We start from the raw sequence: 13086 nt of genomic DNA on the forward strand, positions 1-13086 counted from the left end.
GATCTTCTGATCCAAGCCCAAACAGATCTCTTTCTTTGGTTTAGGCGCTTCAGCTTCTGTCGCGCGTGATGCTGAAAATAAATTTTTCCGCTTTAACGTACCCGTCATTTGCTTTGATGACATCATGATGCAACGTATGAGCGTAATTAACAGTACCGAAGATTCGGTCGTGGTTTTATTCTCACATACGGGCCGAACTAAAAGTATGGTTGATGTCGCGAAACTAGCCCGTGAAAATGATGCTATTGTGATTGGTATCACCGCGGAAAATTCACCGCTCGCAGAATATTGCAACTTGGTTATTTCACTCGATGTGTTAGAAGACACAGATGTTTATATGCCAATGGCATCACGTGTCGCGCAGTTAGTACTGGTAGACGTACTCGCCACAGGCTTCACATTACGTCGCGGTGATAAATTCCGAGAGAACTTGAAGAAAGTTAAGTCTGCGATTAAAGATTCGCGCTTTAACAAAATAGATGAATAACACATGGCCACATTAAGTGGCCATTTTTTTACCTGTCAACAAACTTTAATCAAACCTTACATAATAAGATGATTAAAGAGCCCCCCCTTTGTCGTCAGTATTTTAGTAACAAACTATAAAACAAAACACATCATCTCATTATTCATATGGAGTAAATATGTTACGTAGAACTAAAATTGTAACCACCTTAGGTCCAGCGACAGACCGCGATAATAATCTAGAAAAAATCATTCTTGCCGGTGCCAATATGGTTCGCATGAATTTTTCTCACGGCAACGCCGAAGACCACATCAAGCGCGCCAAAGATGTTCGTGCGATCGCTAAAAAACACAATAAACACGTGGCTATTTTAGGTGACTTACAAGGTCCTAAGATCCGTGTATCTAAATTCACAGACGGGAAGATCCAATTAAACCTTGGTGATAAATTCTGTCTAGATGCAGATTTTGATAAAACGGCGGGTAACCAAGAACGCGTTAGTATCGATTACCCTGAATTATCAAAAGATGTATTCGCGGGTGATGTACTACTGCTTGACGATGGCCGCGTACAATTAAAAGTAATCGAAATTAAAGGTCAACAGATCCACACTGAAGTAACAGTAGCGGGCCCATTATCAAACAATAAAGGTATCAACAAGCAAGGCGGAGGGTTATCTGCCGAAGCGCTGACCGACAAAGATAAAGCAGACATTCTTACTGCGGCTAAAATTGACGTCGACTTTATCGCCGTCTCTTTCCCACGTAACGGCAGTGATATCAATTATGCCCGTGAACTTGTTCGAGCGGCGGGCTCTAATGCTAAAATTTGTGCCAAAGTAGAGCGTGCAGAGACGGTAGCGACAGAAGAAAGCATGGTAGATATCATCCTAGCATCTGATGCCATTATGGTCGCACGTGGCGATCTAGGCGTTGAGATTGGCGATGCAGCACTTGTGGGTGTACAAAAATCTCTCATCAACTTATCGCGTAAATATAACCGTGTTGTGATCACTGCAACACAAATGATGGAATCAATGATCACCAGCCCAATGCCGACACGTGCAGAAGTGATGGACGTAGCGAATGCGGTGCTTGATGGTACAGATGCTGTCATGCTATCTGCAGAGACTGCGGCGGGAGATTTCCCAGTCGAAACAGTGAAAGCCATGGCAGAAGTATGTTTAGGCGCAGAAACACACCCAAGCATCAATGTATCAAACCACCGTATTGAATATACATTCGATTCAATTGAAGAAACAATTGCCATGTCGACTATGTATGCAGCGAATCACCTAAAAGGTGTAAAAGCGATTGTGGCATTAAGTGAATCCGGTACTACGCCATTATTGATGTCACGCATCAGTTCGGGGTTACCTATCTTCTGCTTGTCTCCACATCAGAAAACATTGAATGCGACAGCGCTTTACCGTGGTGTAACACCCTTACAGTTTTGCACTGAAGGTTTATCGCAGGAGCAGATCGTCGAAGGTACTTACGCAGTACTGAAAGAAACGGGCCAAGTTAAAGCCGGCGACATCATCTTACTCACGTTAGGTGATAAAATGGATACAGTTGGTTCAACAAACACCTGTAAGATCCTAACAATCAAATAAGTATTTTTTGATTCAGACATAAAAAAAACCGAGGCTACTATATATAAAATAGCAGTCTCGGTTTTTTTATTACTCTTTATTTTTTATTTTTTTATTAAAAATCTAACCCGTAAGCTAGATTTTAATGAGTCGCTCAGTTGAACCTTAAGCTACTTTTTCGTCTTTTATTACTTTTGAAATACCCGCAAACTCTTCTGGAGTGAATGAGTCAACGCTAATCGCAGCAAAACGTAGTTCATCAGCAGCTAATAATTCATCTGCTTCAACTTGGGTAATGATACCTTTTTCAACAGCAAGTGGCGCAGCAACTTTCGCCGCTAACTTACGTGGAATAGTACCTTTCGATGCTGCAATCGCAATTTTCTTCTCGATTGGCTCCACTTTATACATAGCTTGGAACGCAGATTCCATATCGAACATCGTCGTGTTTGCATCGTTCGCGTCACCAACATAACAAAGGTGTGTCAGACGGTCACGTGCTTCGCTTGGTTTAAGCAGCACTTTACAAATTGCTTTTGCTGTATCATCAGCAGGCATTTTATAGCTGATGCCGAATGGGAATACCACAACTTTAAGCGTATTAGCAATTGCTTTGTTACCGAAGTTTTGGAAGAAACCAGAAAATGCTTTACCAATTTCAAACAAGTTACGTTCGATAGCCCAAGACAACATAGGTAGATCTTCAGCTTGGCGACCTTGCTCTTCAAAATGTTTCAACGTTGCAGATGCAAGGTACAAGTTACTTAGTACGTCACCTAAACGTGCAGAAATCATTTCACGACGTTTCAAGTCACCACCAAGCACAAGCATAGATACGTCAGCACACAATGCTAATGCTTTACTCATACGCGTAAGTTGCTTGTAGTATTTCTTCGTTGGACCCGATACAGGCGCAGAATTTAAAAGACCACCTGTCAGACCTTGGCCTAGTGCGCCAAAGAAGTTTTTCGTACCAAAGGCAATATGCTTATACAATAATTCGTCAAATTGCGCTAATCCTTCTTTTTCATTTGGATTTGCAGCCGCTTGTAATTCACCGAGTACATATGGGTGACAACGTGTAGCACCTTGACCGAAGATCATTAGGTTACGCGTAAGGATATTTGCACCCTCAACTGTAATCGCTACCGGAATACCCCAATAAGCGCTGGCTAAATAGTTCTTAGGACCACACTGAATACCGCTACCAGCTTGTATATCAAGTGCATCATCAATAACAGTACGCGCCATTTCAGTCATGTGGTATTTAGAGATTGCCGTAACAATCGCAGGACTTTGACCAAGATCTAATGCACCTGTGGTAAATTTACGTGCCGCTTCAAGTTGGTAAGTTAGACCACCAATACGAGCCAGAGACTCTTGCACACCTTCAAATTTACCAATTGATAAACCAAACTGTTTACGTACATATGAGTAAGCACCCGTCATACGCGCAGTTAAATGGCCACAAGCACTGCCCAGCGCAGGTAAAGAAATACCACGACCAGCAGAGAGACATTCAACCAGCATACGCCAGCCTTTACCAACCATTGGTGCGCCACCAATAACCCAATCCATCGGGATGAATACATCTTCACCATAAGTCGTACCATTCATGAATGCTAGACCCATTGGGAAGTGACGGTCGCCAATTTCAACACCTTCGTGTGAGGTTGGGATTAATGCACACGTAATACCGATATCAACTTTATCACCCAGTAGACCATCCGGATCTTGCAGTTTAAATGCCAGACCAAGTACAGTCGCAACAGGTGCTAGGGTAATATAACGTTTGCTCCACGATACGCGGATACCAAGCGTTTCTTTACCTTCAAATTCTTCTTTAACAACGCGACCCATATCTGGAATACCACCAGCATCCGAACCCGCTTCAGGACCAGTAAGAGCGAAACATGGTACTTCAGTACCGTTTGCTAGACCTGGTAACCAACGATCTTTCTCTGCTTGTGTACCGTAATGTGCAAGTAATTCGCCAGGACCTAATGAGTTAGGTACCATTACTGTTACTGCAGTCGATAAACTACGTGTAGCAATCGTTGTTACAATTGTTGAGTTAGCGTAAGCAGAGAATGCTTTACCGCCGTATTCTGTTGGAATGATAAGCGCAAAGAAGCCTTTAGATTTAATGAAATCCCAAACTGGTTTTGGTAGGTCACGATCTTCATGAACGATTTTATAATCATCCAGCATCGACATTAGTGTTTTAAGTTCGTTATCAATGAAGCTTTGCTCATCTTTAGTTAACTTAGGCGTTGGGTAGCTAAGCATTTTATTCCAATCAGGACTACCTGCGAATAAATCACCATCCCACCACACACTACCAGATTCCATTGCTTCCTGCTCTGTTTGCGAAAGCGGTGGCAAGATGCTCTTAAACACTTTAAATAATGGTGCTGTGACATTCTTCTTTCTAAACTCACTCATTGCGCTCATAACTATTTCCTTTTGTTTCACTATCCTGATGCTGTCTCTACAACATCCAAATAACTATATTGCTTCTACATACTTGTAGTTTCTGTTGAGGTATTCATTCCCGATGCCAAATAAGGGATCACTTTACGAATTAGCCCCTCGACATCAATATCTTGATTAAAATCTGCTTTCGCAATATCCATCAATGCGCCGCTTGAGCTCATCGTAAATACCGCCGTACCCAAGGTAAAATGTAATCGCCAAAACAATTCTTGCGATGACAATGTTGGGTTCGCTTTCAATAAAGCCTTAGTTATGTTGGCTAAGACTTCACCGTAATGCGTTGTGGTATACCAACGTAAATGCCCTTGCTCATCGGTATAACTTCGACCAAGCAATTGCATAAAGATCACCGTACCATTTTTACTTTGCTTCTCTAACGCTAATAGCGGATCAACAAAACTGTTAAACACATCTAACAACGATGGTTTTTCAGCTTGTGCACATAAGGCGGTTAACTTTTCATTCAGCAGGGGCATGAAGAGTTCGAGATGTCGGGCGATTACCGCCTGAATCAATTCTTTCTTAGAACCAAAATGATAATTAACCGATGCCAAATTCACACTTGCTCGTGTAGTTATCAAGCGTAAAGAAGTATCTGAAAACCCATGTTCAGCGAACAAGCTTTCGGCTGCATCGAGAATGCGAGTTTTTGTATCCAACTTACTAACCATAATTAACCCTTTTTAAACGAACGTTTTAAAATTACGTTCTGGCGGACAAAATGTCAACACAATGTAAACAAATGTTTGAAACAAATGTTTTTAATTTGCCCTAGTTCGCATTTTCCTACGAATATAAAATAAAAAACACCCATTAGTGGGTAACTACAGTCAGGGGTTAGAGATAAACACGAGCGCCGATATTTATCACCTACTCCTTCAAATATAGCACTGTTAAAATGAATAAAGCGCCAACCGAGGTTGCCGCTTTATTTATATTCAAACAGTTTTTAAAACACTAACGAGTGACTATCTTGTGATTCACTTTATGTTATTCATTCAACTTTATTTTCCAGATAGCTGGACCTTCGACATGTGCAGATACACCATTGGTATCTACCGCTACTGTCATTGGCATATCTACCACATCAAATTCGTAGATTGCTTCCATACCTAAGTCTGCAAACGCGACAACACGTGACTTCTTAATCGCTTTTGATACCAGGTACGCAGCACCACCAACAGCCATTAAATAAACAGCTTTATGCTTCTTGATACTTTCAACAGTTGCTGGACCACGTTCTGATTTACCGATCATACCTAATAAACCCGTCTGTTCTAACATAGTATCGGTAAACTTATCCATACGAGTTGCAGTTGTTGGACCAGCAGGTCCGACAACTTCATCACCCACAGCGTCTACAGGTCCAACGTAATAGATAAAGCGGTTGGTAAAATCTACGCCTTCAGGCAAGCCTTCACCTCTATCGAGCATGTCTTTAATGCGTTTGTGCGCCGCATCACGACCCGTTAAGATCTTACCTGATAATAGAACGGTTTCGCCTGTTTTCCACTCCAGTACTGACTCTCGCTTAATGTCATTAACATTAACGCGACGAACGCTATCGCTTATTTCCCATGTCACTTCTGGCCAATCTTCTAATTTAGGCACATGCAATTCTGCAGGGCCCGAACCATCGAGTGTAAAATGAGTATGACGTGTCGCTGCACAGTTCGGGATCATCACTACCGGTTTTGATGCCGCGTGTGTTGGACAAGATTTAATCTTGATATCCAATACCGTTGCCATACCACCTAAGCCTTGCGCGCCAATACCAAGTTTATTTACCCGGTCAAAAATATCTAAACGCATTTTCTCATCAGTAGTTTCCGCACCACGTTCCATTAATTCATGGATATCAACGGGTTCCATTAATGACTCTTTTGCCATTATAGCGGCTTTTTCGGCAGTACCACCAATGCCTATGCCTAGCATACCCGGTGGACACCAGCCTGCGCCCATTGTCGGTACTGTTTTCTCAACCCATTCAGCAACATCATCAGATGGGTTTAACATCACCATCTTACTTTTATTTTCAGAACCGCCGCCTTTAGCCGCAATCATTACTTCTACTTTCGCGCCCGGTACCATTTCGACATGCACCACGCCTGGGGTATTATCTTGGGTATTTTTACGTGCGCCAGCTGGATCTGCAACAATCGAAGCTCGTAGTGGATTACCAGCAAAGGCATAAGCACGACGAATCCCTTCATCAACCATTTCTTGCACAGTTTGATCGGTTTCCCACTGTACATTCATGCCAATTTTAACGAAACAAGTCACAATACCCGTGTCTTGACAAATTGGACGCTTACCTTCCGCTGACATGCGCGAGTTAATTAGAATTTGCGCAATCGCATCTTTAGCGGCTTGGCTTTTTTCTGCGTTGTAGGCTTTTTCCATTGCTTGGATAAAATCAAGCGGATGGTAATATGAAATGTATTGTAGTGAATCTGCAATACTGTCGATAAAGTCCGCTTTACGGATAACTGTACTCATGGTCAACTCCCTTTTGCTTACTCACTGTGTTAACTGATTATTATATTTATCATGTTTAAGGCCATGGAACGGCCTCAACATAGTTAACATTAAGATATGTGGTTCTAAAATTTCTCTCTATCATACCTTTGCTGATCACTTCTCTCCACTAAAACTGTGCTTAACCTATACGAAATAACAACAGCAACACAACTTTATAGCAACACCAAATTCATTTTATATCACCTTAGAGCCAAGATTAATCTGTCGATTTATGCTAATCTGCGCGCATCAAAATTGAGGGATATGCTGTACTAATGAAAACACTTGTAATAAAACCAATCGCCTTTCCTAGCAATGGCATTCGCCCATTTTTTGCCCCGCTAAGCTCTGCCCCTTGGTCAATTTTACTCGAGTCTGGATCTGTTGATCACATTGATAGTCGCTTCCACATTATTGTGGCCGATCCGATTGCCACCCTCATCACAGAAGAGACCCAAACAACAATTAATCAAGCCAGTGGCACAACCGTCACCACCGAGGATCCATTTTCAGTATTACAAACCCTCAACCAGCAACTGATTGGCGACATCGCACCGCATACACTGGCTGTTGATTTACCTTTCATTGCCGGGGCACTCGGTTATTTTGGCTATGACTTAGGCCGCAATATTGAAAACATTGGCAACCTGGCCAATGACGATCTGAACTTCCCTGATATGGCGGTTGGTTTATATGATTGGGCGATTGTCGTTGATATTAAACAGCAGCAAGCATGGCAAATACAATTTAGTGACCATGCCGAACAGACTTGGCAAGTCCGCCATGATTGGTTAGAACAACAAGGTGTCAGTAAACCATTATCTGCCCCCACAACTGCAACAGCAACAGCAACAGCATTTGAATTGAAACACAGCTGGATTTCTAATATGTCAGAACAGGCATACCATCAAAAATTTGCTCAAATCCAGCAATATTTACGCTCTGGTGATTGTTATCAAATCAATCTAGCTCAACGGTTTAACAACCAATATCAAGGTGATGAGTGGCAAGCTTACTGCACCTTAAGTCAACATAACAAGGCCCCCTTCTCAGCATTTATACGCCTTGAAGATAAAGCGGTATTATCTATTTCACCTGAGCGCTTCATTCGAGTTCAAGGCGCAAATATCGAGACAAAACCGATTAAAGGCACGCGTCCACGTAGTCACGACCCAGTGATTGATCAAGCGAATGCACTGGCACTGCAGCATGCCGAAAAAGACCGTGCAGAAAACTTAATGATTGTCGATTTATTGCGTAATGATATTGGTAAGATTGCCGTACCAGGCTCAGTGAGTGTACCAAAACTATTTGATGTCGAAAGTTTCCCAGCAGTACATCATCTGGTGAGCACCATCACAGGTCAACTGCCAACAGACAAGCATGCGAGTGAATTATTACGTGCTTGTTTCCCTGGTGGTTCCATTACGGGGGCGCCCAAAGTACGCGCAATGCAAATTATTGAGGAATTAGAACCGCACCGTCGCTCTTTATATTGTGGTAGCATAGGTTATCTCTCTGCACAGGGTAATATGGATTCAAGTATCACTATTCGGACACTATTATGTGACAATGGTCAAATATATTGCTGGGCCGGTGGGGGTATCGTTGCAGACTCTGTAGTCGAAGATGAATATCAAGAAACATTTGATAAATTAGCCAAGATATTACCTATACTTTAATTAGTCGCCACTAATTAAGCTAATCAATACAAGTAATAAGTTGCAAGGACGTATATGGATATTAACTCTTTAACATCACGCTTTGTGTTATCACCACTTTCAGCACCCGAGAGTAAATTCAGCAAATTTTTCACGCCTGCTGCGGTGCTGTTTCCCATTGTCGAACGCGACCAACAACTTAACCTAATTCTCACTCGTCGAGCGTCACACTTGCGTCACCACAGTGGCCAAATAGCCTTACCGGGTGGCAAAACAGAAAAAACCGATAGCTCATCCATCGCCACCGCATTGCGTGAAACCCATGAAGAAATTGGCATTCCAGCCGATAAGATCACCGTATTAGGAACGCTACCGAGTCGACCAACAATTAGCCGCTATTATGTCACCCCAGTCGTGGCCTTAATCGACAGTGATTACCAATCCAAGATTGACCCCAATGAAGTCGAGGAAGTTTTTGAAGTGCCGTTGTCTTTTTTACTCGATGATGACAACCATATTATCGAAAAGAGTTTATTTAAAGGGAAATACCGTGAAGTGACTTTCATGCCTTGGGGAAAATATCCAATATGGGGAACAACTGCGGCGATAATTAAAGATTTTTCGAAACACATTCGTTCGAATTGAATGTTAAAACCACGCCGTTAAACGTGGTCCTAAATAAAAACTATAACCAAGTTCGAGGTTGTGAGACAACATCCACTAACGCTTTCTGCGCATCGTTCTGCGGTTCTAAGTCATCGTAATGCCAACTTGCCAGTGGTGGCATAGACATAAGAATCGACTTGGTACGGCCTTTGCTCTGCAAGCCAAAGATAGTGCCACGATCCACAATCAAGTTAAATTCCGCATAGCGAGTACGACGGAATAACTGGAACTGACGTTCTTGCTCTGTATACGGTTGATTCTTACGTTTAGCAATAATTGGCGCGTAAGCTTGTGTGTAACCCTTAGCAACCGATTCAATAAAGCTTAAACTTTTCTCGATATCCCATTCATTCAGATCATCATAAATAATGCCGCCGATACCACGATATTCTTCACGGTGTGGCATATAGAAGTATTCATCTGCGTCTTGTTTAAACTTTGCATACAAATCATCACCAAACGGCACCACCGCATCACGCGCAGCCGTATGAAAATGACGGGCGTCATCGGCATATAAATGGATTGGCGTTAAATCAAATCCGCCCCCTAACCACCAATGCTGCTGACCATCATTGTCAGTGACCATAAACATGCGTACATTGGCATGACTTGTCGGTGCATGTGGGTTACGTGGATGCACCACTACAGATACACCCATTGCTTGGTATGACATACCAGTAAACTGTGGACGTTTAGCCGATGCAGCCGCCGGTAATTTATCGCCGCTTACCATCGAAAAGTTTACCCCCGCGCTTTCATATACTTCACCATCGCGTAATACACAACTAGTGCCCCGACCGAGATGACTGGTCCAATGATCAGCGATAAACTCGCCGTTGGTTTCTTCAGCCTGAAAAGCCGTGATAATTGATTGTTGGATATTACGAAAAAATGATTCTAGGTCATTAATACTAACTGACATAACTACCTTGCTTATCACTTAAACAGCAAACATTGAGGCCGAATGCTGTCTAAAAAGATGATTAATAAAAATATACTCATACAAATGAGTATGAAAAGAAATCCAACCGCTTTAGCCTAAGGTTTCATACCCTATTCGCCAAAGCAATTGGAAATATTATGCAGAGATCTCAGCGTAGAGATCGCAAAATTGCAGCGTCACTTTATGCTTAGGCGCACAATTGATCAAGGGTTGGGAGATATTATGTGATTCTTTTACTTTCACTGAGCTGTGGATCAGGGTATTTAAAATCGGTAAATTTTCCGCTCTTAATTCTGCAACCAGTTTTTTAGGTAAGCTAGCTTGCCCTTGATACTGATTAACCACAATCCCTTCTACCCGTAGTTTATCATTGTGATCTTGTCGTGTTTCTTCAATATTGGCCAACAAACTGTATAAACCACGACGTGAGAAATCATCACAATCGAAGGGGATCAAACAGGAATCCGCGGCTATCAAGGCCGACAAACTATAAAAGTTAAATGCGGGCGGCGTATCGATGTAAATCTCATCGTAATCACGCCTTAACTTCACCATTGCATCACGTAATTTATAGATTTTATGACGTTGTTCTAATTTAACAATCAATTCACCAAGCAATTCTGACGCCGGCATAATAGCAAGGTTAGGAAATGGCGTCGGCGTGATAAAATCATTATAAGGTCGCCCTTTCATAATAATATTTAATGTCTGCTCAAAAAACGCAGCCGCACTCAACTCAACCTTATAATCGTTTCCTAATAAATAAGCGCTGGTATCACATTGACTATCTAAATCAATAATCAGGGTGCGCTTGCCTTCTGATGCAGCAATCGCTGCCAAATTACTGCAGATCGTAGATTTACCTACGCCACCTTTTTGATTAAAAACAACACGGATCACGAGATACTCCCTTCTCTAAATTATTTGACTCTCTAACGTTCTAACTCTCTGGATTCATTTCACAGACTATTGACTCAACTTGATGCAATTTTAATAACTTAGCGAGCTCTTCTGGTGGCTCAATGTCGGTAAATAATTTATTCACCTGATTTACATTACCAATATTCACCATCGCATTACGGCCAAACTTAGTATGATCAACCGGTAAAAACACTTCTTGTGAGCACTCGATAATCGCTTGCGTTACCCGCACTTCTTGATAATCGAAGTCTAATAGTGAACCATCCATATCTAAACCACTGATGGTAACGATGCCAAAATCCATTCTAAACTGTTTAATAAAATCAACGGTTGCTTCGCCAACCACACCGGCATCTTTATTACGGACTTCACCACCAGCAACAATGACTCTGAAGTCGGGTTTTTGCATCAAAATAGTGGCTACATTTAGATTGTTGGTCACAATGCGTAAATTGTTATGATTTAATAATGCATGTGCTAATGCTTCAGACGTGGTACCAATATCAATAAACAGCGAGGAACCATCAGGTATTAACTCAGCCATCGCTTGCGCTATTTTCATTTTTTCTTTGGCTGTTTTTTGCTGACGATTAACGTATGAATCGTTAACAACACTGCTCTCTAATAGTGATGCGCCGCCGTGATGACGACGTACTAAATTATTTTCTGCCAATTCATTTAAGTCTCGACGTATTGTCTGTGGACTGACTGAAAAATGCTCTACCAGCACTTCAGTACTGACAAACCCTTCTTCCTTAACCAGCGAAATTATTTTTTGGTGACGTGTATTCTGTCTCACATCGTTCTCCCTGTTTCCCCTAATAACATTATCGAAAGGGAGTTTAAATTTACCCTTAGTTTATATCATATTTACACCTGTAAACCTGAAAAATAGCGTCAATAAACAAAGTTTAACGTCATTTTGGGATATACTCATACCTGTTCATCATGATTATCAAGTTGCAATCATCAAGTTAATCATGGCGAGCAGCCACTACATTCAAGTAACGACTTCATTTAAATAACAACTTTTTTCAGATAACAAAACACCAACGAGACAATCAAAATGGCTTCAGATCCAGATAAACTACTCAAACAGCATCCCGGATTAACCCATTCAGAACTCCAGAAAGTGACCTCTCACGTACAGCGAGAAAAAGACGAGTGGTTTCTCAATACCGTCATGATAGAAGGCCACAGTGTACCGTTTAAGTTTAAACGTAAAAAAGCGTATAAATCGTTAACGGATGCACGTGTTAATCTCACCTACTATCCAGAGGTAGAAACGGTTGCCGGGTTCAAGGTAGAAATCATGCATGTGGTCAGAATTAAAAAATCATAAGGTATTAAATGTAGTCTTGAGTCTGTCATTTTTTATATGTTGATTAAGCTTGTTGCAAACATTTCAGCGAGTTACACTAGAGTAAATATTACTAACTTAACGCATGATTCGAGGGAACGACCTGATGAGTAAATCTAAAATCATAGCCGGTATTGCTGCTGTCGGCATTATCTTTTATGCCACGTCAATTTATTGGAGTGTTGAACCTGACAGTTTTAGCCCAACACAAATAACCGAAGCGCTGACTAAAAACAACGCTGATATTGCAGTTGGTTCTTACACCACAGCAACTCTCATTAAAACGATTCAAACGTTAGACGAAAAAAATGGCGGTTATCTAAGTAACTCGGTATTACCACCCGCTATCTTGATGGATAACATGCCGTCATGGGAATATGGCCTGCTAGAACAGTCTCGTGATCTTATGTTAGTACTACGTCGTGATTTAAGTCGTTCACAGACGCATCAACTGAAATA

The 13086-nt window shown here is 41.7% G+C and carries 11 protein-coding genes and 1 pseudogene; 6 read left to right on the plus strand and 6 right to left on the minus strand.

The window, feature by feature from the left end; translation table 11 throughout:
- Positions 1-10: 10 nt before the first annotated feature.
- Positions 11-487, plus strand: a pseudogene (locus tag PE36_RS22530) (SIS domain-containing protein); the annotation flags it as partial.
- 157 nt (positions 488-644) lie between these two features.
- Positions 645-2081 (plus strand): pyruvate kinase, encoded by a 1437-nt coding sequence (pyk, locus tag PE36_RS22535; protein WP_006034429.1) that lies wholly within the window; start codon positions 645-647, stop codon positions 2079-2081.
- A 144-nt stretch (positions 2082-2225) separates the two neighbouring features.
- Here pyk and PE36_RS22540 read toward each other — a convergent pair whose 3' ends face one another.
- The 3 genes from PE36_RS22540 to PE36_RS22550 form a co-directional block, all read right to left on the minus strand.
- Positions 2226-4514, minus strand: a complete 2289-nt coding sequence (locus PE36_RS22540; RefSeq protein WP_006034430.1) for an acyl-CoA dehydrogenase — start codon at positions 4512-4514, stop codon at positions 2226-2228.
- A 65-nt stretch (positions 4515-4579) separates the two neighbouring features.
- A complete protein-coding gene (locus PE36_RS22545; protein WP_006034431.1) occupies positions 4580-5227 on the minus strand; it encodes a TetR/AcrR family transcriptional regulator in 648 nt (215 codons plus the stop codon).
- Between the two features lie 319 nt (positions 5228-5546).
- Complete coding sequence (locus PE36_RS22550; RefSeq protein WP_006034432.1) at positions 5547-7055, minus strand: fumarate hydratase; 1509 nt, start codon at positions 7053-7055, stop codon at positions 5547-5549.
- A gap of 296 nt (positions 7056-7351) precedes the next feature.
- On the opposite strand from PE36_RS22550, the gene pabB reads away from it, so the two are divergent.
- Together pabB and PE36_RS22560 are read left to right on the plus strand one after the other, a co-directional pair.
- Positions 7352-8758: an aminodeoxychorismate synthase component I gene (gene pabB, locus PE36_RS22555; RefSeq protein WP_006034433.1), complete on the plus strand. Its 1407-nt coding sequence runs from the start codon at positions 7352-7354 to the stop codon at positions 8756-8758.
- Positions 8759-8812: 54 nt separating this feature from the next.
- The gene (locus PE36_RS22560; RefSeq protein ID WP_006034434.1) at positions 8813-9382 is read left to right on the plus strand and encodes a CoA pyrophosphatase; all 570 of its coding nucleotides are present in this window, start codon (positions 8813-8815) and stop codon (positions 9380-9382) included.
- Between the two features lie 40 nt (positions 9383-9422).
- On the opposite strand, the gene hemF is transcribed toward PE36_RS22560, so the two are convergent.
- From hemF to PE36_RS22575, 3 genes are all read right to left on the minus strand, one after another.
- Positions 9423-10325 carry an oxygen-dependent coproporphyrinogen oxidase gene (gene hemF / locus PE36_RS22565; protein WP_006034435.1) on the minus strand — a complete coding sequence of 301 codons (903 nt, stop codon included), beginning with the start codon at positions 10323-10325 and terminating at the stop codon, positions 9423-9425.
- A gap of 156 nt (positions 10326-10481) precedes the next feature.
- Positions 10482-11246: a ParA family protein gene (locus PE36_RS22570; RefSeq protein ID WP_006034436.1), complete on the minus strand. Its 765-nt coding sequence runs from the start codon at positions 11244-11246 to the stop codon at positions 10482-10484.
- Between the two features lie 40 nt (positions 11247-11286).
- Positions 11287-12066: a DeoR/GlpR family transcriptional regulator gene (locus PE36_RS22575; RefSeq protein ID WP_006034437.1), complete on the minus strand. Its 780-nt coding sequence runs from the start codon at positions 12064-12066 to the stop codon at positions 11287-11289.
- A 267-nt stretch (positions 12067-12333) separates the two neighbouring features.
- Between PE36_RS22575 and PE36_RS22580 the strand changes: the two genes are divergently transcribed.
- Positions 12334-12609 (plus strand): hypothetical protein, encoded by a 276-nt coding sequence (locus PE36_RS22580; protein WP_006034438.1) that lies wholly within the window; start codon positions 12334-12336, stop codon positions 12607-12609.
- A gap of 124 nt (positions 12610-12733) precedes the next feature.
- A partial coding sequence (locus PE36_RS22585; protein ID WP_006034439.1) for a DUF2333 family protein occupies positions 12734-13086 on the plus strand: 353 nt, incomplete at its 3' end.

Origin of the sequence: Moritella sp. PE36, from assembly GCF_000170855.1 — a bacterium.
Taxonomy (GTDB): domain Bacteria; phylum Pseudomonadota; class Gammaproteobacteria; order Enterobacterales; family Moritellaceae; genus Moritella.